Source organism: Nocardioides sp., assembly GCF_036267815.1.
In the GTDB taxonomy this organism is placed as follows: Bacteria; Actinomycetota; Actinomycetes; order Propionibacteriales; family Nocardioidaceae; genus Nocardioides.
This window is the reverse complement of the sequence record NZ_DATAVI010000080.1, coordinates 1-19,741: the sequence shown is the minus strand read 5'-3', so window position 1 is coordinate 19,741 and position 19,741 is coordinate 1. Positions and strand designations below refer to the sequence as shown.

Sequence of the window (19,741 nt, the reverse complement as noted above, 5' to 3'; positions counted from 1 at the left end):
GACGGCTACGTCGCGTCGACGTCGAAGGGTGGGCGCTCGTCCTGAGCGAGCGGTAGCACCTGGGGTCGGCGCTCCTCCTCGTCGAGGTCGTTCATCGCCTCCATGATGTGGCGCTTCACGATCTTGCGAGGATCCAGGTCACGCAGGTCGAGGTCGGCGTACTCCGGGCCCAGCTCCTCGCGCAGCTCGTCGCGGGCCTGGTTGGCGAAGGCGCGCACCTGGCGGACCATCCGTCCGGCCTGACGGGCGAAGTCGGGCAGCTTCTCGGGGCCGAACACGAGGACGGCGACGAAGGCGATCACCGCCAGCTCTGGGAGCCCGACTCCGAACATGGGTCAGAACTTAGCGCTCGGGGTGAGCCCGAGCTGGCGTCCCGCGAGACCACGACCGCGGGAGTCGAGCCGGTCGGCCAGGGAGCGCAGCACCTCGGCCGCGTCGCTCGTCGGGTCGGAGTCCACGACCGGCTTGCCCGAGTCGCCACCCTCGCGCAGCGACTCCTCGATCGGAATCTGGCCCAGCAGGGGCACGTCGTAGCCGAACCTCGACGTGAGCGTTGCCGCGACCCGCTCTCCGCCGCCACTGCCGAACAGCTCCAGGTGATGCTCCGGCCCACAGTGGGGGCACACGAGGTAGCTCATGTTCTCCACGACCCCGACCACGCGCTGGTGGAGCATCGAGGCCATCGTGCCGGCGCGCTCGGCCACCTCGGCCGCGGCCTCCTGCGGCGTCGTGACGACCACGATCTCGGCACCGGGCAGGTGTTGGCCCAGCGAGATCGCCATATCGCCGGTGCCGGGCGGGAGGTCGAGGAGCAGCACGTCGAGGTCACCCCAGTAGACGTCGGCGAGCATCTGGACCAGGGCGCGGTCGAGCATGGGCCCACGCCAGGCCACGACCTGGTCGCGACGGGGCTTCAGCATCCCGATGGAGATCACCGACACGCCGGACACGGTCGGGACGGGCATGATCATCGACTCGACCTGCGTCGGTCGCTGGTCGGCGATGCCGAGCATCGCCGGCACCGAGTGACCGTAGATGTCGGCATCGACGATGCCGACGCTGCGGCCCGCCTGGGCGAGCGCGATCGCGAGGTTGACCGTCACCGACGACTTGCCGACTCCGCCCTTGCCGCTGGCGACCGCGAACACCTTGGTCAGCGACCCGGGCTGGGCGAAGGGGATCTCCTTGGGCGCCTGACCACCGCGCAGCTGGGTCTGGAGCTGCGAGCGCTGCTCGTCCGACATCGTCCCCAGGGTCAGCTCGACCGCGCTCACCCCCTCGACGCCGCCGAGGGCTGCGCGGACGTCGCGGTCGATGGTGTCCTTCAACGGGCATCCCGACACGGTGAGCAGCACCGTGACCCGCACGACGCCCGCTGCGTCGACCTCGAGATGCTCGACCATGCCCAGCTCGGTGATCGGTCGCTTGATCTCGGGGTCGTGGACGGTGGCCAGGGCGGCGGTCAGCCGCTCGACGGTGGGAGCGCTCATGGTGTGCCCAGCGTAGTTGGCAGCGGGTGAGCGCCGCGCATCCGTCTGCGCGACGACGCTGCGGAGGGTGCCTGAGGCCGGTCGGGTGGAGTGGGCGGCTGTGGACATCACAGCGGCTGTGGACGAGCGGTTGACTCGAGGTCGAACACATGTTCGAATAGAGTCACGCCGAGGTGATAGTGATGGCTGGGGCCGCGGCGGGACCCTCGGGTGGACCAGGGGTCGCCTTTCACGGGGCGCGCTGCATCGACACGTGACAACCGTCGTTGAGTGCCGTCCTGGGAGGGTTCGTGAGCCAGCAGTCGTCGCGTCACCCGGTGCTGGCGTGCCTGGACGCGGTCGAGGCGGCCTTGAAGGACGTAGCGGGGGTGGACCCGGCGTTCATGGGGGCGGACGACAAGGCCGAGGCCCTCCGACGGCTGGTGCCGTTGGAGTCGCAGGTGACGGGGCTCCGGCTGCGGGTCATGGCCGGCGCCGGCGAGCTCGCCGAGAGGACCGCGGACCACAGTGTCGCGACCTGGCTGGCGGCGGAGTCGCGGACCGATGTCCGAGCGCAGATGGCGGACCTGAAGCTGGCCCAAGCGCTGGAGCGACGATGGGTCCGTCTGGGTGCGGCCGTGGGGGAGGGCGCGGTGACCGTGCCCCAGGCGCGCGTGATCGCCGCCGCTCTGGACGACCTCCCACGCGCCGAGGTCGGCGAGGAGGTGCTCGGGAGGGCCGAGGAGGCGTTGATCGGCTATGCCGCCGAACACGGCCCGCGAGCCTTGCGGCGGCTCGGGCGCAGGATCCTGGAGGTGGCCGCGCCCGACGAGTGCGACGTCCAGGAGGCAAAGGCCCTCGAGCGGGAGGAGCGCCATGCCGAGGCGGTCGCCTCCTTGAGCATGCATCCCCTGGGGGACGGCACCACGCGGCTCTCGGGCCGGGTTCCCGATCCGGTGGCCGAGCGGTTGCTGACCTACCTCGACGCGTTCACCTCGCCGCGCCACCGAGCGGCGCTGGGTGTGGCCACAGGAGTCGAGGGCCCTCAGGGTCCCCGGCGACGACGGGCGGAGGCGTTCGCGGCCTTCCTGGAGGCTGCCGACCCGGATCGGATGCCGCTGCACGGGGGCGATGCCACGACCGTGATCGTGACCATCGACGAGGGAGTTCTCGCCGGACGCCTGGCGGGAGTCGGGCTGATCGGGGAGGACCCGATCGGTGCTGGTCAGCTGCGCCGACTCGCGTGCACTGCCGAGATCCTCCCCGCCGTCCTGGGCACCGACTCGCAGATCCTCGACCTGGGTCGCTCGAGCCGCCTCTTCAAGCCCCATCAGCGCAAGGCGATGGCGCTGCGCGACAAGCGGTGTCGCGCCGAGGGATGCACGGTGTCCGCCGCGCGGTGCGAGGCCCACCATGTGGCGAAGGCCTGGGCAGCCGGCGGCCGCACCGACCTCGCCGACGGTGTCCTGCTGTGTCCGTGGCACCACCATAGGGCGCACGATGACCGCTACCGCCACGCCCGCCTTCCCAGCGGCGACCACCGCTTCCACCGGCGAACGTGACCCGGCGAGGATGACCCGGCGAGGATGACCCGGCGAGGATGACCCGGCGAGGATGACCCGGCGAGGATGACCCGGCGCTCAGGCTGAGGCGGTGGCGCTGGCCTCGTCGTCGGGATCGGCCAGGTCGTCTCGCAGCGAGCGGAGCTCGGAGCGCAGGAAGTCGCGGGTGGTGACCTCGCCGACGGCCATCCGCAACGACGCGACCTCGCGCGCCAGGAACTCCATGTCGGCGTGTCCGCGCGCATTGGCCTGGCGGTCCTGCTCGGCCACGACCTTGTCGCGGGACTCCTGACGGTTCTGTGCGAGCAGGATGAGCGGGGCGGCGTAGGAGGCCTGAAGGCTGAGGATCAGGGTCAGGAAGATGAAGGGGTACTCGTCGAAGCGCAGGTGATGCGGCGCCAAGGTGTTCCAGCCGATCCACACCACGACGACGACCGTCATCCACATCAGGAAGCGCGCCGTGCCCATGAACCTCGCGAACTGCTCGGCGAAGACACCGAAGGCGTCGCGGTCGTAGGTCGGGGTGCGGATGAGGGGTCGGTGCTGCTCGCGCGGGGTGTCGAGCCGCCCACGCCGCTCAGCCATGACCAACCTCAGCCAGACCAACCTCAGCCATGACGAAGCTCAGTTGTCGGCGCAGGGGGAGTCGGCGCAGGGGGAGTCGGCGAAGGGGGAGAGGTGAGCGTCGAGTCGCGCCAGTTCTCCGGGAGCATGTGGTCGAGCAGGTCGTCGACCGTGACGGCGCCGAGCAGGCGACCGTCGTCGTCGACGACCGGGGCGGCCACGAGGTTGTAGGTCGCCAAGTGGGCCGCTACCTCGTCGATGGTGGCGTCGGGGTGGAGAGGGTCCATCGACTGGTCGAGGGCGGCGGCCACCAGGGTCGAGGGAGGCTCGCGCAGCAGGCGCTGGAAGTGCGCGACGCCCAGCAGCTTGCCGGTCGGGGTCTCGAACGGCTGTCGGCACACGTAGACCATCGCCGCCAGGGACACCGGCAGCTCCGGGTCACGGATCTTGGCCAGCGCGTCGGCGATGGTCGCGTCCGGGCCGAGGATCATCGGCTCCGGCGTCATCATCGCTCCGGCCGTCTCCTCGGCGTACGACATCAGGCGCCGCACGTCCTCGGCCTCCTCGGGCTCCATCAGCTCCAGGAGCTTGGCCGCGGTCTCGGGGGCCAGGTCCGCGATCAGGTCGGCGGCGTCGTCGGCGGTCATCTCCTCCAGCACGTCGGCGGCACGCTCGATGTCGAGGTGCTCCAAGATCTCCACCTGGTCCTCGTCGGGCAGCTCCTCCAGCACGTCGGCCAGCCGCTCGTCGTCGAGCGCGGCAACCACGGCAGAGCGCCGCTCGGGCGGCAGGTCGTGGATCATGTTGGCCGCGTCCGCCGGACGCATCTCGTTGAGCGCGGCGATCAGGTGGGTCGCGCCCTGGGTGGGCTCGCGCCCGACCAGGCCCACCACGTCTCGCCACTCCACGACGTAGGTCTGGCCGCGGCGGCGCAGGCTCTTGCGTCGCAGCCCCTTGCCGGGCTCCTGCACCGCGACCCTGCTGAGCACCCAGTCGCGGGAGCGCACCTGCTCCATGGCGATGTCGTAGACAGTGCCGGTGACACCGGCATCGGCAGCCCCCGAGCGGGCGCCGGGAGCCTCACCCCCCGGACTGGCGCCGCTGGGATAGACGGTCACCGTGCGGTCGAGGAGCTGGCCCATGACCAGGGTCTCGGTGGAGCGCTGCTCGAAGCGACGCATGTTGAGCAGACCGGTCGTGTAGACCTGGCCGCTGTCGACGTGGGTCACCCGGGTCATCGGGACGAAGATGCGTCGTCGGCCGAAGACCTCGGCGACCAGCCCGAGCACGCGGGGCTGGTTGGTCTCGGAGCGGATCGCGACGACGACGTCGCGCACCTTCCCGACCTGGTCGCCCTGCGGGTCGAAGATCGGCAGACCCACCAGCCGCGCCGCGTAGACGCGGCCCGGCTTTCCGGGTCCGGGCAGCGCCGAGCCGGCCGTCTTGGACCCCGCCATCTTGGAGCCCGTCGTCGCGGATCCGCTCTGGGCACTGCTCACAGACCTCAACGCTACCGTCGGTCCCACGAGGTTCGCCGTAACTCCCCGTCTCGGGCGACACCCGTTTAGACTGGTTGGCCTCTCCTCACGGTGGCCTGTCGCCGCTCGCGGGTGGCATGCAGGGCCGGCGGAGACCACTCACGACCGACCACTCACGACCGACCACCCTCGACCGCTCAGGGAGCGATCCGCATGGCCAAGCACCTCGGGAACCGTCGCCAGCCTCGGCTGGGCGCGGGGCCCACGGGCCGACGCGCCTGGTACGCCGCTGCTGGCTTCGCGGTCGTGTCGACCGTGACGGTGGTCGCTATCGCGCAGGGGATGGCCTCGGGCGACACCGCTCACACGGTCGGGGCGGGCGCCGACCCCGGCAGCGCCGGGCAGCCGGTGGCCAACCACACGAGCAGCGACTCCGCGACCCGCGGTCCCGGCGATCCGGCCTCCGCCTCACCGGGCAGTACGGCGGGCCGACGCGTCGACGTCTCCCGGCAGGCCGACCGCCCTCGGGTCTCGACCCACGGTGACAGCTCCTTCCGCGTCCGACCGGGCACCCGGCTGTCCCTGACGCGGACAGCTGCCCTGGCCCGCAAGGTGGCCGACAACTCCCCGGCCCACGCGTCGTTCACGATCGCGCAGTCCAACGTGCTCGGGTCTCAGCACACCACCAGCAAGGGCGGCTATGGTCCGGGCCCGGCGCGCGCCGCGCTGACCTCCTCGCTCCTCACCGCCCGTGGCGTCGACGTGGGTGGCATGCAGGAGGTGCAGACCAACCAGCTCGCGGTGTTCCGCACCCACATGCCGTCCTACTCGTTCTGGCCCGGCACCAGCCTGGGCAACAACGGCGTGCGGCTCCAGATCTACTGGCGGACCTCGCAGTTCACGATGGAGAAGTCCGGGTCCATCACCTACACGTTCGCCAGCCAGCGGATCCCGCTGCCCTACGTCCTGCTCCGTGACGACGCCACCGGCGCGGAGTTCTGGATGATCACGACCCACAACTCCGCCGGCGGGATGCAGGGACAGCGCGACGCCGCGACCACCGCGGAGATCGGGCTGATCAACCAGCTCCGCGCGACCGGGGTGCCGGTGATCATCGTCGGCGACATGAACGAGCACACGGAGTTCTTCTGCCGGGTCGCGGCCGGGACCGGGATGGTCGCCGCGAACGGCGGAAACGGCGTCGGTGGCTGTCACCTGCCGCCGCCGCCGCTGCGGGTCGACTGGATCATGGGCGGCGGTGAGGGCGCCGGCAGCGTCAGCTTCAGCGGCTATCGGCAGGACGCCGCCGGTCTGCACCGCGCCAGCGACCACTACTACCTCTACTCCGAGGTGACGACCACGTCCCGCTGGTTCGCCCCGAGCACGGCCCCGTGAGTGCCGGCGCCGTGAGTGACCGTTCGGCGTACCATCGGCTCATGAGGACGCTCGCGTGCCGATCCGGGGTCGCGGTGATCTCGTGCGTCCTGGCCGCGGTCGCGCTGGCCGGGTGCGGGTCGAGCTCGTCGACGACCGCACAGGACACCTCGTCCTCGCAGGATCCCGCGTCCCCGTCGCCTCCCTCGTCGTCCGCGACCGGGCAGTCGACGGATCCGTCCGGGCCGCGCTGCGGTCAGGTGTGGCAGGCCGGTTCCAGGCTTCCGATGTCCTACCGGGGGTGCACGGCGACGGCGGGCTGGGTGAAGCCTCAGGTCTATCAGTGCGAAGACGGTCACCATCTGGTGACGTACGCACATCTTTACTATGCGGCGCCGGGACGTAGTATCTCCCGGGCGGCAACGACGCTCGCCAAGGACCACGGATTCCGTCACGTCATGGCGACCTGCGGAGCCTGAGTCCGAAAGGCTCGGCGGTCTGGTGCCGCTGAGATGTGTGGGGCTGGTGTGGCGTGAGTTACACTCCCACCGACTACAACGGGGTCCGAACCATCATGCCCGGAGCGACTCGCCGGGACGATGCTGGGCGGCAGGCCCCCTGCGCCACTGAACGGGACCCGACATGACCTCTTCCCCGCAGAAGCCGCGATCCGTGCGGTCGACGCTGCGCCTCGCGCTGGTGCTTCCGGCGGCCCTCGTCCTCGTCTGCGGCCTGGTCGCCGCGACGACGACGAGCGCGCAGGCCACCCCGAGCCACCTGAACCCCCGGAAGGGGGCCCTGTTCAACAACCCCTACGGCGGTCGGGTCCCGGCACACCGGATCGAGAACCATCTGGTGCAGACCATCAACAGCGTGAGGAAGGGTCACCAGATCCGGATCGCGTCGTGGAACTTCCGCAGCTACAGCATCGCCAATGCCGTGATCCGTGCCCACAGGCGCGGGGTCAGCGTGCAGATCCTCATGGACTACGGGAACTGGAACCCCGATCTCCCCAACAACATCGCCCGTCGCGTCCACATCGCCCTCGCGAAGGGCGACAAGCATCGCAAGCCGGACATGCGCAGCTGGCTCAGGCGCTGTCACGGCTCCTGCCGTGGTCGCCACGGGATCGCGCACGTGAAGTTCTACGCGTTCGACAAGGTGCAGAAGACCAAGGACGTCGTGATGTACGGCTCCACCAACGCCACCGACCTCGCGGCGTCGATCCAGTGGAACGACATCTACTCCGTGACCCAGAGCCCGGAGAAGTACCAGGCCTTCCTCCACGTGTTCAACCAGATGAAGCACGACAAGCCGGTCAAGCAGGGCTACCTGCAATACACCTGGGCGAGCGGCAAGTTCCAGCTGGACTTCTACCCCTACAGGGGCAAGGGAACCGCGGAGGACCCGATCCTGCGGGCGCTGGACAACGTGCGCTGCACCGGCGCCACCAGGGGCACCGGCATCGGCGGGCACACCAAGATCCGGGTCGCCCAGACCGCGACGTACGGCCAACGCGGCCTCGACCTCGCCAACCGGCTGGCCACCATGGAGAAGCGCGGCTGCAACATCCGCGTGGTGTACGCCATGTTCGGCAGCAAGGCCGTCAAGATCCTGCGGACCGCGCACGTCCCGCTCACCCACCTGGCCTACGACATCAACTGCGACGGCATCTACGACCGGTACGTGCACATGAAGTCGATGACCGTCAGCGGTGTGCTCGGCAAGAACACCCATGCCCGGGTCACCTGGAACGGCTCGGCCAACTGGACGCCGGTCTCCCTGGGCAGCGACGAGGTGGTGGGCAGGATCCAGAAGGGGAGCGTCACGGCGCAGTACGCCGGCTGGATCGACTACCTGTTCACCCACGTGCCTGCCTCGTGGGAGCCGGGGCACTGCGACGACACCGGCACCGTCGGCACCGACGGCTCACCGCTGCCCGCGGGCGACCGGGGCGTGATGGCGCGGGCCAGGATCTTGAAGGTCGACCCCTACGAGCTGATGCGCAAGGACCTCTGAGGTCGCGTACGGCGCCCGGCTGAGGGCGCCGTTGTGAGGAGAGCGCTGGTATGAGCAGAGCATCCACCAAGACGCAGCAGGCGGCACCCCCGCGGACCTGGCTGTGGCGGCTGGGCGTGGGCGGACTCGCCGTCGCGGTCGTCGGCGCGCTGCTGGTGGTGGTCGGAGGCTGGGGTCGTCACGCGGCCCGGCAGGCGGCTCGTCCGACGGCCCAGCAGGCGGTGCACAGCTGCGCGGACGCGCTGGTGCTGGGCGTGGGCGGCAACGGCGAGGCGCCGGTCGACGGCCCGGCCGGCTCGCCGCGCCTGTACGGCCACACCGTCGACGCCGTCGTACGACGCGTGGTGGCCAAGGCCGGACGCGACGGCCGCCGTGTCGTCGTGGGCGGTGTCCCGCTCACGACCCGGCGCCCCGGCGCGGTGCTCCGCGAGCACCGGTTGCCCACCTCGCGCAGCATCGACGTGGTCTCGCGCCACCTGACGCGGCAGTGGCGACGTCCGGTCGCCGGCGGCGTCCACGCGGCCCTGGCGCAGCTGGCCAAGGCATCGGCCAAGTGTCCCGACCGGCCGGTGCTCCTGGTCGGCTACGCCCAGGGAGCCGCGGTCGTGCACCGCGTGCTGGCGCAGGTCGGCGCGGCGGGCGGCCTGTCCGGCCTGGTCGGCGGCGTGCTGATCTCCGACCCCGACCGGGTCGCCGGCTCGGCGGCCCATCCCGAGCTCGGCACCCCGGCCGCGCCCCACCGCGACAACGGTCTCTTCCCACGCGTCCTGAGCGCCCAGCCCGACGTGCCTCGGACGCAGGGGTCCTACGCCGTGTGGTCGGTCTGTGACCGGCACGACCTCGTCTGCGACCCGTCCAACGCGCCGGTGCGGACGGCGTTGAGCCTGGCCACGGGCTACGCCGGGTCCAGCGTGCTTCGCGACGTGGCCCGTCAGGCCTGGCACCAGCTCGCCCTGTGGCCGGTGCCGGCGCCGCGGCGCCTGGTCGTCTCGGGCACGGTCGGTGAGCCGCTCGACCTCCAGCTCACGGTCGCCCCCGGCACCCACGGTGCGGTGGCCTGGTCGCAGGCCGCCGGCCTGCCCAAGGGAGTCTCGCTGTCGGACGTCGGCGTGCTGTCGGGTACGCCCAGCCAGTCCGGCACGTTCGCGGTCACCTACCGGACCAGCAACACCGAGCCCGCGACGACCGGTCACCCGGGTCAGCTGCTGCTCAAGATCACCCGCGACTCGGTGTCCCTGTCCGCGGGTGGCCAGACCTCCTGCGTGACGCGCACCGACGGCACCGCGCGCTGCTGGGGCCGCAACGACTACGGCCAGGTCGGCGACGGCACGACGACGACCCGCGACGTGCCGGTCGACGTCAAGGGCGGCAAGAAGGTGGGCTGGTCGTCGATCAGCACCAGCGGGGCCAGCACCTGCGGCGTCAAGGAGGACGGCACCTTGTGGTGCTGGGGCCTGGACGACTACGGGCAGCTCGGCATCGGGCGCGGCCACCCGGTCCACAAGCCCCACCAGGTGGGCACGAGCACGAAGTGGGCGACCGTCTCGGCGGCCTGGACCCACACCTGCGCCACCCGTGCCAACGGGACGCTGTGGTGCTGGGGACAGAACCGGTGGGGGCAGCTCGGCATCGGGACCATCGACCGGTCGCACGGCCGGCCGCAGCGGGTCGGCACCGCCACGGACTGGCACTCGGTCAGCGCGGCGGGCTGGCACAGCTGCGCGGTCGACGAGACCGGCACGGCGTACTGCTGGGGTCACAACACCTTCGGCGAGGTCGGCGACGGGTCCCTGGCGACGCGGAGCTCGCCGGTCAAGGTCACCGGCGGCCAGACGTGGCTCCAGCTGAGCACCGCGTGGGCACAGACCTGCGGCATCACCCAGACCGGCCGGCTGCTGTGCTGGGGCTTCAACCGTCAGGGCCAGCTCGGCGACGGGACCCTGGCCAACCGGGCCGTCCCCGGTGCCGTCGACTCCGCCGAGACCTGGACCCAGGTCACCACCGGCGACGGCTCGACGTGCGCGACCGCGTCCGACGGGCGACTGTGGTGCTGGGGCGACAACCGGTACGGCCAGCTGGGCTCGGCGGCCGACGAGCAGCCCGACCCCACGCCGACGCTGGTCACGGGCCTGACGGCACCGGTCCAGCTCACCTCGGCCGGCTGGCTGCACACCTGCGCGATCCCGGTCGTCGGGGCCTTCACCTGCTGGGGCAACGACGAGGAGGGCCAGCTCGGGGACGGCGGCGTCCAGCCGTACAAGAACCTCCGGCGTGGCCGCCCCGCGCCGTTGCACGAGGTCGAGCTGCGACGTGGCGACCTGCCCTCGGACCGATTCCTGGACCATGCCTCGGCGGGCCGGATCGCCGCCGCGGGGCTCGCCAGCCGCCCGGCAGCCGACCGCTCGCGCCCGCTGACCGGCTCTCGCGCGAAGGCCGGCTCGAAGGCCGGCTCCGACACGGCGCTCACGCCGTTCGAGACGATGACGATGAACATGCTGGGCAGCCAGCACACGGCGCCCAACGGCGACGAGCCGTTCATGGCACCGGGGCGCCTGCGGGCCGAGTGGGCGAGCACGTACGTCGGCATGCGCGAGGCGTCCCTGGTCGGGATGCAGGAGCCGCAGCCCGACCAGATCGTCGCACTCGACTCCGCCACCCGACACGCCTTCAAGTTCTACCCCGGCAACTCCCTGGGCTACGACGGAGCGCCGCAGTCGGTGATGTGGCGGCGCGCCGACTGGAAGATGACCTGGCACAGCTCGATCTCGATCCCGTTCACCAGCGGCTGGCGGCCTCAGCCCGTCGTCGAGCTCCAGCAGCGCGCCACCGGCGCCCAGCTGTACTGGATCAACGTCCACTTCTCGGCGCAGCGCAAGGGACAGGCCCAGCGCGACAAGGCGCTGAAGATCCTGCTCAAGACGATCAAGCAGCTCAAGGGCGACCATCTGCCGATCCTGCTCACCGGCGACTTCAACGAGATCGCGCCGGCGTTCTGCGCGGTCACCGGCAAGACGCCGCTGGAGGCCGCGATGGGCGGCAGCAACTCCGGCAACGGCGGCACGGGCGACGGCTGCGTGCTGCCCAAGGGGGCCCGGATCGACCAGATCTTCGGCTCCCGCGGGGCGTTCTCCCACGTCCTGATGGACGACTCGGCGCAGGTCCGCAGGACGACCGACCACCACGTCCTGTCCGCGCAGTTCGGCCCTCCGGTGTCCTGACCACGCTCCTCGACCAAGGCGTTGGCAGCCTGACCGGTAGTCTCGCGTCTCGTGAGGCTCCCCCTGGCACGTGCCTCGCGCCGTTCACCGGCGGGGGAGGTGCGGGTCGACGACGAGGGCCTGCACTTCGGCCACAGCTTCTCCGGCTCGCTCGACGTGATCATGGACGACCAGCGGGTGTGGTCGTTCGGGACGACCGACGACAAGCCCGTCGTGACGTTCGTGGACTGGCCCAAGCGGCTGGCCCGCCGGCTCGGGGGAACCGCCGACGTCCGGGTCGTCGCCGGCGACCGGGAGCTCTTCGCCGGACCCGTGAGCTTCGGCGACGGCGAGGGACGGCCGAGGTTCGTCGACAACCACGGCATCCCGATCTTCATCGACAAGTGGGGGCTGATCCAGCGGCCGTTCGACGGCCGCCGCGCCGCTGGCGTCGTCGAGGCGATGGTCGAGATGACACGCCGCGTGCTCCAGGTGCTGCGCGACGACTGCGGGATCGAGGCGTGGCTCTCCTTCGGCACCCTCCTCGGGGCGGCGCGCGAGGGCCGGGTGATCGGGCACGACTCCGACGTCGACGTGAACTACCTCAGCGCCCGGCTCACGCCGGCCGAGATGGCCGTCGAGCTGTGGGACGTCGGGCGCGCCCTGCGCCGAGCCGGGCTGGAGGTGCAGCACCGGTCGGCGAGCTTCGTGACCGTCCGGTTCCCGGTGCCGGACGGCGGCTCGGGCAACCTCGACGTCTACACCTGCTTCTACGTCGAGGACCGGCTGCACGAGACGGCGACGGTGCGGGAGGTGGTGCCGCGCGAGGCGGTGCTGCCGTTGGGCGAGATCACCTTCGAGGGGTACTCGCTGCCGGCGCCGGCCGACCCGGACCGGCTGCTGGCGGTCTCCTACGGCCCTGGCTGGAAGGTGCCGGACCCGTCCTTCCGACACCTGCCCGGGCCCGACATCACCCAGCGCTTCGACGGCTGGTTCGGCTCCTTGATGAAGGGACGACGCGACTGGGCGGCCTACAACACCGGCCGCGCCAGTGACGCCGCGCGGGCGGCCCAGCAGGCCTCGCGCCGCGCCCGGCCCTCGGGCTTCGCGCGCTGGGTCGCACCCCAGCTAGACGGCGTCGACCGCGTGCTCGAGCTGGGCTGTGGCGCCGGCCTCGACCTCACGACGTACGCCGGGCGGGGACGGCGCCGGCGCCGGGTGCTCGGCTTCGACTATGCCCTCCCACGCCGGCGCACGCCGTACGACGGACATCCGCGGGTCGCGGCCCGAGAGCTCAACCTCGACGACCCGCGCGACGTCCTCACGCTCGGCGCCCAGCTCTCGCGCCGCGAGGCCCTCCAGGCGGTGGTGGCGCGCCAGCTCCTCGAGGCGCTCACGCCGGACGGCACCGAGGCGTTCTGGTCCCTGTGCGCCACCGCCCTGCGGCGGGGAGGTCGGACCTACGTCGAGGGTGTCGCCCGCACCCCTGCAGGGGCGCGCGCGTGGCAGGCGGAGCACGAGACCGGGCACATCCGATCGCTGGATCCCGCCCGGGTGGCGACACGGGCGGAGGCCGCGGGAGGGCGTATCCTCTCCCGCGCCGGGTTCGAGGAGGCCGCCCGGGCCGTCCGCACGGGGCCTCCCGCCACATGGCGGATGACCGTCGAGTGGGGCGCATGAGCGCCGTGGTGGGGAGGAGCGCACGATGACCGAGCGTGTCTTTCTCCACGTCGGTGCGCCCAAGTCCGGCACCACCTATCTCCAGCGCGTCCTCGACGCCAACCGCGCCGGGCTCGCCGACGCCGGGGTGCTCCTGGTGGGGGAGCGCCATCTCGACCGCATCCACGCCGCGATGGCGGTCCGCGAGGACCCGCGGCTCGAGGAGCTTCCCGCCTCGGCGGGGAAGGCCTGGCGCCGGCTCGTCGACCAGATCGCGGGCTGGAGGGGCGACGCGGCGGTGCTGAGCTACGAGCTCTTCGCGGTCGCCTCGGCCGAGCAGGCCGGCCGGGCGCTGGCCGACCTCGCGGCGTACGACGTCCACGTGGTCGTGAGCGCGCGAGACCTCGGTCGGTCCGTGGTCTCGGCGTGGCAGGAGCGGCTGAAGTTCGGGCTGACCACGCCCCTGGAGGAATGGCGGCCCAAGCCGGAGTCGGTCCAGGGCAGTGAGTGGGGCTGGCGCACGCTGGACCCGTCGGGGGTCGCGGAGCGCTGGGGGGCGAGCCTGCCGCCCGCCCGCGTGCACGTGGTCACCGTGCCTCGACCCGACGCGGGACCCGCCGAGCTGTGGAACCGGTTCGCCGACGCCTGCGGCCTCGGCTCCGTGCGCGTCGACCTCGCAGTGCCGCGGGCCAACGAGTCGGTCGGCGTCGTCCAGGCCGAGCTGTTGCGGCGGACCAACGGCCGGCTCCGACACGAGATCAGCGGCAGCCGTGAGCGCTCGGTCTGGATCCGCGACCTCCTCGCCCAGGAGGTCCTGGCACCCCTGGGCAGCGAGCGCATCGGCGTTCCCGACGCGCAGTCCGCGGAGGCGGCCGAGGTGTGCGCGCGTGCGGTCAGCCGGATCGAGGAGTCCGGCTACGTCGTCCACGGCGACCTCGCCGACCTCCGGCCAGCGCCGTCGTCGGACCGCCTCCCGTCGGAGGTGACCGAGGCCGAGCTCACCGACGCCGCCACCGCGTGCATCTCCGCGCTGGTCGCCACCATGCGCGACCGCGCGGAGGCGCGACCGCGTGCCCGGACCACGTCGGCTCCAGCGGGCCCGGTCGTGCCTCCCGGGACGCGCGCCCGCGCGCGCAACCTGGCGGCCCGGGCCCTCGGGCCCTACGACAACGCGCGGGTCCGGCAGCTGGCCAGGCGGGTCGAGGAGCTCGAGCGCGAGGTGCAGCAGGCCCGCCGCCTGCATCTGCGGGTGGCGACCCTGGACGACGTCGTCCGCGAGCTGCTGCTCGACCCCGAGGTCCAGGACTCCGGGGTGACCTGGGCAGCCCTGCGCGACTACCGACGGGAGTCGCTGTGAGTCCCTCCCGGCTCACCCCCGCCCTCAAGACGGGAGCAGACGCGACGCTGCCCTCGGTGCGGCTGGCCCGCCGGGTCAGGCGGCTCGAGGAGGGCGTGCGGGAGAACGCGATGCTGGCCGGTCCCCTCGAGGAGCTCGTCGCGCGGATCGAGCGCAGCCTGGTGCCGGTGCTGGAGGCCGCCACCTCCCGACCGGCGACCCCCCGAGCGGCCCAGTCGGATGCCAGCTCCGCGGAGGGCACATGAGCGCCCCGGAGCTGTCGGTGGTGATCCCCTGCTACAACGAGGAGGACTCCCTGCCCCGGCTGGTTGAGGTCTTGTCGACCGAGCTGCCGCGGCTCGTGGCCTCCTACGAGGTGATCCTGGTCGACGACGGCAGCCGCGACCGGACGCTGCCGATCCTCAGGGAGATCGCGCAGGCCCGGCCGGAGTTCCGCTACCTCGCGCTGAGCCGCAACTTCGGCAAGGAGTCGGCGATGCTGGCGGGCCTCAGCCACGCGCGCGGCGACAAGGTCGCGATCATGGACGCCGACCTTCAGCATCCCCCCGAGGTGCTGGCGCAGATGCTCCCGCTGCTCGACGGCGACGTGCAGCAGGTCGTCGCGCGGCGTACCCGTGACTCCGACCCGGCGGTCCGCACGCTCCTGTCCAAGACCTACTACCGGCTGATGAACCGGCTCGTCGACGTCGACCTCGAGGACGGCGTCGGCGACTTCCGGGTCCTCGACCGCACCGCGGTGCAGGCGCTGCTCACCCTGGGTGAGACCAACCGCTTCTCCAAGGGCCTGTTCGCCTGGATCGGCTTCGACACCGCCGTCGTCGACTATCGCAACGTCTCGCGGGCCGCGGGCACCACGAAGTGGCGGATGTCGGACCTGTTCAACTACGGCATCGACGGAGTCGTGTCGTTCAACTACCGGCCGCTGCGGCTCTCGATCTGGTTCGGCGTGCTCGTCACCGCCGTGGCGGTGCTCTACTCGCTGTGGGTGCTCGGAGCGGCCATCGTGCACGGCAACTCCGCCCCGGGCTACGTCACCTTGATCTGTGCGATCTCCGGCTTCGGCGGCGTCCAGATGATCCTGCTCGGCGTGATCGGGGAGTACCTCGGCCGCATCTACGCCGAGACCAAGCGCCGCCCGCTGTTCCTGCTCAAGGAGACCAGCGAGCACGGCGGACGGCGGGTGCCGCTGGCGGTGACCACGGTGCTGGGGCCCGAGCACTCGCAGACCGGGCTCACGAACCAGGCCCGGGAGGACGAATGAGGGTGCCCCGCAGGTCAGCCCGTCGGGCGATCTGGCCGCTGACCGTGGTCGTCGCGACGGCGGTCTTCGCGACGATCCCGAAGCTGGTGACCACGTGGTTCTACCAGCGTGGCGACACCGCGGTGCAGTTCGCACCGACCTGGTTCCACCTCGGCGAGCTGGTCCGCGGCGGGAGCTACCCCCCGTGGATGGACCCGTCCACCTGGGCTGGTGGCAACTACGCGGCGGAGGCACTGTTCGGGATCTACGACCCGCTCAACATCCCGGTCTGGCTGGTCATGTCGGCCGGGTCGAACCTGATGACCACGATGTTCCTGGTCAAGCTGGTCTTCATGGTGCTGCTCGCCCTGGGCACCTACCTGCTCTGCCGCGAGTACGACGCCGAGCCGTGGGCCGCCGCCTCGGCGGCCGTCGCCCTGCCGTTCTGCGGGTTCACGCTCTTCTGGGACGCCGCCTCGTGGGCGTCCGGCCTGGTGGCCTTCGCCTACACGCCGTGGGTCTGGTACGTCCTGCGCCGGGTGCTGCGCGGCACCGCCAACCCGTTCTGGGGCTTCGTGCTGGGTGCGCTGGCGGTCACCCAGGGCAACCCGTACGGCGTGCTGGCGCTCGTGGTCGTGGGGCTGGCGCTCGTGGTGGAGGGCCTGCTGACCGACAACCGCGCCGGCGTCGTGAAGCTGGTCGGCGCGGGTGCGTGTGCGGCGCTGCTCCTGCCTCTGGTCTTCCTGCCGCTGCTGGACACCAGCGGCCTGACGGTCCGCTCCCTGGGCGCCCTGATCGCCAACACCGGCAAGCTGCAACCCAAGGCCGGCGACTTCCTCCAGGCCAGCAACCCGACCGCGGTGCCCCCGATCATCGCCATCACCGGGCCCAACACCGTGCCCGCGACGTACCTCGCGTGGTTCGTCCTGCCGTTCCTGCCCTGGCTGCGCTGGGGCGAGCTGCGGGGACGGCTTCGGCCCTACGCCGGGCCGTTGCTGGTCTCCGTGGTCTACCTCGGGCTGGTGCTGGCGCCGTCGAAGCTGTGGCAGTTCCGGTGGCCGCTGCGCGTGACCGAGTACTTCTACCTCGGGCTGCTGGTGCTGTTCGCCCGGGTGCTGAGCCAGGGCTTGGCCACCGGCCGGCGACGCGAGCGGCTGCTCGGCTCGGCCGTGCTGATCGCCTTCCCCGCCTACCTGGCCTGGGCCGGACAGCCCGCCGACCTGCACAAGCTCGCGGCCGGCTCGGCGCTGGTGGTCGTGCTGACCGCGGGGGCGCTGCTGGCCGCCCGGCTCGGCTCGCAGCGCACCGTGGCCCTCGCGGGGGTCCTCATCGTCGGCACCGGGCTCACCGTGGCGCTCCAGCTGGCGTCGTTCGGCGAGAACAAGGGCTCGCGGGTCTGGCACGCGCCGGCCGACGTGGCGACCCTCCGCGCGCACTTCGACGGCCGCCAGGGCACGGTCGCGCAGTTCTCGGACTTCCGCGCGCTCCAGCACCAGAGCACCCTGCGCGAGCTGACCGCCAAGTGGCGCTACTTCCTGCCCGGCAGCCTGTACGACGTCACCGACGTGGCCGCGGTCAACCACTACACCGGGATGGGGCTGGTCCGCTTCGAGCGCAGCCTGTGCATGTCCTACGACGGCTTCACCAAGCCCTGTGGCTACCACAGCATCTTCCAGCCGCCGGCGCCGTCGCTGCCGCCCCTCGCCGACCTGATGAAGGTCCAGACCATCGTGGTGGGCACCAAGCAGGCCAAGGCCGCGAAGACGACGCCGCCGGCGGGCTGGACGCAGGTCACCGCCAACGGGCAGGTCCAGGTCTACCGGCGGAGCCAGGCCCTGCCCTGGCCCGCGTCGCAGCTGAGCTTCGTGCCGAACGGCGTCCAGGTCGCCGCCGCCGGCAGCGACGGCCTGCGGCACCAGCACGTCGACCTCACCACGACCGCGAACGGCGGCCAGGCGGTCTTCGCGATGCTCGGCTGGCCCGGCTGGCGCGCCACGCTGCACGGGCGCGCCCTGCCCGTCGGGCGGGACTCGGCCGGGCTGCTCACCGTGACCTTGCCGGCGAACAGCTCGGGGCGGCTCGAGCTCACCTACCTGCCGCCCGGGCTGAAGGCCGGCATCGGCGCCGCGGCCCTGGGCCTGCTCGGCGCGCTCGCGCTGGGGTGGTTCGGCCGCCGGCGGAAGGATCCCGTCGCTACTGCGGCTCGGCCCTGACCTTGCTCGTGTGTCGCAGCGTGGCCTCCAGGGCCGCCAGGGCGGCGTCCAGCTCCACTGCGGGGTCGATGCGGTCGGGGTCGACGCCGGCGACGTCGAGGGGCGTCAGCTCCGCGAGGTCCCCGACGACCCGCACTCCGATCGTCCTGAGCACGGCGCACATGCCCGCCGACTCCTCCCGCAACCAGTCCGGGGCGACGAAGCCGATCGGGTCCTCGGTCGCACGATGTGCGGGCATCAGGTACTTGCCCACGGCCTTGACGCGTCGCTTGTAGTCCTGGACGGAGAGGTCCTCGGTCATCAGGTTCAGGCGCCGCAGCACCGACGTCGACGCCGCACCCAGCGACTCGTTGGTGCGGGGCGCCTCCTCCCGCGCGGGCTCCGGCGAGATCCCGGCTGCCTGGCAGAAGCGGCTCCACAGCAGGTCGCCCGCCGCCTGCGGGGGCGGCACTGTCACGACGTAGACGTGGTCGGCCCCGACCTGTGCGGTCCAGCGCTTGGCGATCAGGCCCGCGCGCTGCTGTCGCCAGAACCTGCGCCCGCTCTCACTCCGGCCGTGGATGCCCTCGACGTACTCGCCGAAGGTGCGGGTCGACCGGTTCTTGACCGCCTCCTGCCACATCGCGGGGACGTTGCGGCCGAGGTCGCGTGCCCCGAGGACGACGCGCAGCTCGGCCGCACCGAAGCTCTCGGCAACGATCCCGATCGCCCGTCGGGAGACCATCGCGAGGTACTCCATCGAGATGACCGCGGTGCCCGGGTGGGCGTTGATCTCCTCGACGAGGGAGTCCCACGACCCTGGCGTGCGAGCGGCATGGCCCATCAGGTCCTCCACCGCGTTGACGTGCCGCTGCCAGCCGGGCCCGGGGAACAGCACGCCGGCCTCGAGCAGACGAGCGCGGTTGGCTCCGAGCCGGCCCTGGATGAAGGTGGTGCCGGACTTCATCAGCCCGATGTGCACCACGACCCGCTGCGCCATGGTGAGCAGTCTGCCCATCGAATTCGTCACAGTCGATTCCGAGCCGCGCGCCGCCTCGGCGATAGTGGAGCCCTTCGCCTGCCACCACCGGAAGGACTCCACCACGCCATGGGTCGCCTCTGCCAGACCGACGGGCTCACCAACGACCAGACCGAGATCCTCAAGGCGGTCAGAGACTTCGTCGAGCGCGAGATCCTCCCGGTCGCGACCGAGCTGGAGCATCGCGACGAGTACCCCACCGAGATCGTCGAGGGACTCAAGGAGCTGGGCCTGTTCGGGCTGATGATCCCCGAGGAGTACGACGGGCTCGGCGAGTCCCTGCTCACCTACGCCCTCGCGGTCGAGGAGATCGCCCGGGGGTGGATGAGCGTCAGCGGCATCATCAACACCCACTTCATCGTCGCCTGGATGCTGCTCCAGCACGGCACCGACGAGCAGAAGCAGAAGTACCTGCCGCGGATGGCGACCGGCGAGGTCCGCGGCGCCTTCTCGATGAGCGAGCCCGGCTGCGGGTCCGACGTCAGCGCGATCACGACCAAGGCCGTGAAGGCCGGGGACGGCTACGAGATCACCGGCCAGAAGATGTGGCTGACCAACGGCGGCTCAGCCAACCTGGTCGCGGTGCTGGTC

The 19,741-nt window shown here is 71.7% G+C and carries 15 protein-coding genes; 10 read left to right on the top strand and 5 right to left on the bottom strand.

What is annotated here, in order from left to right; all coding sequences use genetic code 11:
* Positions 1-5 precede the first annotated feature (5 nt).
* Together VHW64_RS16910 and VHW64_RS16905 are read right to left on the bottom strand one after the other, a co-directional pair.
* A complete protein-coding gene (locus VHW64_RS16910; RefSeq protein ID WP_329651744.1) occupies positions 6-332 on the bottom strand; it encodes a sec-independent translocase in 327 nt (108 codons plus the stop codon).
* Positions 333-335: 3 nt separating this feature from the next.
* On the bottom strand, positions 336-1,490 hold the full coding sequence (locus VHW64_RS16905) for an Mrp/NBP35 family ATP-binding protein (RefSeq protein WP_329651743.1): 1,155 nt from the start codon (positions 1,488-1,490) through the stop codon (positions 336-338).
* Between the two features lie 290 nt (positions 1,491-1,780).
* On the opposite strand from VHW64_RS16905, the gene VHW64_RS16900 reads away from it, so the two are divergent.
* Positions 1,781-3,031, top strand: a complete 1,251-nt coding sequence (locus tag VHW64_RS16900) for an HNH endonuclease (RefSeq protein WP_329651742.1) — start codon at positions 1,781-1,783, stop codon at positions 3,029-3,031.
* A gap of 78 nt (positions 3,032-3,109) precedes the next feature.
* Here the strand turns inward: VHW64_RS16900 and VHW64_RS16895 are convergent, their stop codons facing one another.
* Positions 3,110-3,616 carry a DUF1003 domain-containing protein gene (locus VHW64_RS16895; protein ID WP_329651741.1) on the bottom strand — a complete coding sequence of 169 codons (507 nt, stop codon included), beginning with the start codon at positions 3,614-3,616 and terminating at the stop codon, positions 3,110-3,112.
* 23 nt (positions 3,617-3,639) lie between these two features.
* Positions 3,640-5,052, bottom strand: a complete 1,413-nt coding sequence (locus VHW64_RS16890; RefSeq protein WP_329651759.1) for a magnesium transporter MgtE N-terminal domain-containing protein — start codon at positions 5,050-5,052, stop codon at positions 3,640-3,642.
* 234 nt (positions 5,053-5,286) lie between these two features.
* On the opposite strand from VHW64_RS16890, the gene VHW64_RS16885 reads away from it, so the two are divergent.
* The 8 genes from VHW64_RS16885 to VHW64_RS16850 all read left to right on the top strand — a co-directional run bounded on the left by VHW64_RS16885 (position 5,287) and on the right by VHW64_RS16850 (position 18,132).
* Positions 5,287-6,468 carry an endonuclease/exonuclease/phosphatase family protein gene (locus tag VHW64_RS16885; RefSeq protein WP_329651740.1) on the top strand — a complete coding sequence of 394 codons (1,182 nt, stop codon included), beginning with the start codon at positions 5,287-5,289 and terminating at the stop codon, positions 6,466-6,468.
* A 621-nt stretch (positions 6,469-7,089) separates the two neighbouring features.
* Positions 7,090-8,466 (top strand): phospholipase D-like domain-containing protein, encoded by a 1,377-nt coding sequence (locus tag VHW64_RS16880; protein ID WP_329651739.1) that lies wholly within the window; start codon positions 7,090-7,092, stop codon positions 8,464-8,466.
* 50 nt (positions 8,467-8,516) lie between these two features.
* Complete coding sequence (locus tag VHW64_RS16875) at positions 8,517-11,684, top strand: cutinase family protein (protein WP_329651738.1); 3,168 nt, start codon at positions 8,517-8,519, stop codon at positions 11,682-11,684.
* Positions 11,685-11,735: 51 nt separating this feature from the next.
* Entirely contained in the window at positions 11,736-13,343 is a 1,608-nt protein-coding gene (locus VHW64_RS16870) for a hypothetical protein (protein ID WP_329651737.1), read from the top strand.
* A gap of 25 nt (positions 13,344-13,368) precedes the next feature.
* Complete coding sequence (locus tag VHW64_RS16865) at positions 13,369-14,679, top strand: DUF6752 domain-containing protein (protein WP_329651736.1); 1,311 nt, start codon at positions 13,369-13,371, stop codon at positions 14,677-14,679.
* Positions 14,676-14,924, top strand: a complete 249-nt coding sequence (locus tag VHW64_RS16860) for a hypothetical protein (RefSeq protein WP_329651735.1) — start codon at positions 14,676-14,678, stop codon at positions 14,922-14,924. Before VHW64_RS16865 ends, VHW64_RS16860 begins: the two co-directional genes overlap by 4 nt.
* Positions 14,921-15,940: a glycosyltransferase family 2 protein gene (locus VHW64_RS16855; protein WP_329651734.1), complete on the top strand. Its 1,020-nt coding sequence runs from the start codon at positions 14,921-14,923 to the stop codon at positions 15,938-15,940. The genes VHW64_RS16860 and VHW64_RS16855 overlap by 4 nt, the downstream gene beginning before the upstream one ends.
* Before the next feature lie 2 nt (positions 15,941-15,942).
* Positions 15,943-18,132: a hypothetical protein gene (locus VHW64_RS16850; protein WP_329651733.1), complete on the top strand. Its 2,190-nt coding sequence runs from the start codon at positions 15,943-15,945 to the stop codon at positions 18,130-18,132.
* Here the strand turns inward: VHW64_RS16850 and VHW64_RS16845 are convergent.
* Entirely contained in the window at positions 18,113-19,111 is a 999-nt protein-coding gene (locus VHW64_RS16845; protein WP_329651732.1) for a hypothetical protein, read from the bottom strand. The genes VHW64_RS16850 and VHW64_RS16845 overlap by 20 nt on opposite strands.
* A gap of 108 nt (positions 19,112-19,219) precedes the next feature.
* Here VHW64_RS16845 and VHW64_RS16840 point away from each other — a divergent pair.
* A partial coding sequence (locus VHW64_RS16840) for an acyl-CoA dehydrogenase family protein (protein WP_329651731.1) occupies positions 19,220-19,741 on the top strand: 522 nt, incomplete at its 3' end.

What these genes read in the sequence shown, in the direction of transcription:
- VHW64_RS16910 (WP_329651744.1), bottom strand. Translation starts at nt 332, where the DNA reads ATGTTCGGAGTCGGGCTCCCAGAGCTGGCGGTGATCGCCTTCGTCGCC.
- VHW64_RS16905 (WP_329651743.1), bottom strand. Translation starts at nt 1,490, where the DNA reads ATGAGCGCTCCCACCGTCGAGCGGCTGACCGCCGCCCTGGCCACCGTC.
- VHW64_RS16895 (WP_329651741.1), bottom strand. Translation starts at nt 3,616, where the DNA reads ATGGCTGAGCGGCGTGGGCGGCTCGACACCCCGCGCGAGCAGCACCGA.
- VHW64_RS16890 (WP_329651759.1), bottom strand. Translation starts at nt 5,052, where the DNA reads ATGGCGGGGTCCAAGACGGCCGGCTCGGCGCTGCCCGGACCCGGAAAG.
- VHW64_RS16885 (WP_329651740.1), top strand. Translation starts at nt 5,287, where the DNA reads ATGGCCAAGCACCTCGGGAACCGTCGCCAGCCTCGGCTGGGCGCGGGG.
- VHW64_RS16880 (WP_329651739.1), top strand. Translation starts at nt 7,090, where the DNA reads ATGACCTCTTCCCCGCAGAAGCCGCGATCCGTGCGGTCGACGCTGCGC.
- VHW64_RS16875 (WP_329651738.1), top strand. Translation starts at nt 8,517, where the DNA reads ATGAGCAGAGCATCCACCAAGACGCAGCAGGCGGCACCCCCGCGGACC.
- VHW64_RS16865 (WP_329651736.1), top strand. Translation starts at nt 13,369, where the DNA reads ATGACCGAGCGTGTCTTTCTCCACGTCGGTGCGCCCAAGTCCGGCACC.
- VHW64_RS16855 (WP_329651734.1), top strand. Translation starts at nt 14,921, where the DNA reads ATGAGCGCCCCGGAGCTGTCGGTGGTGATCCCCTGCTACAACGAGGAG.
- VHW64_RS16845 (WP_329651732.1), bottom strand. Translation starts at nt 19,111, where the DNA reads ATGGCGCAGCGGGTCGTGGTGCACATCGGGCTGATGAAGTCCGGCACC.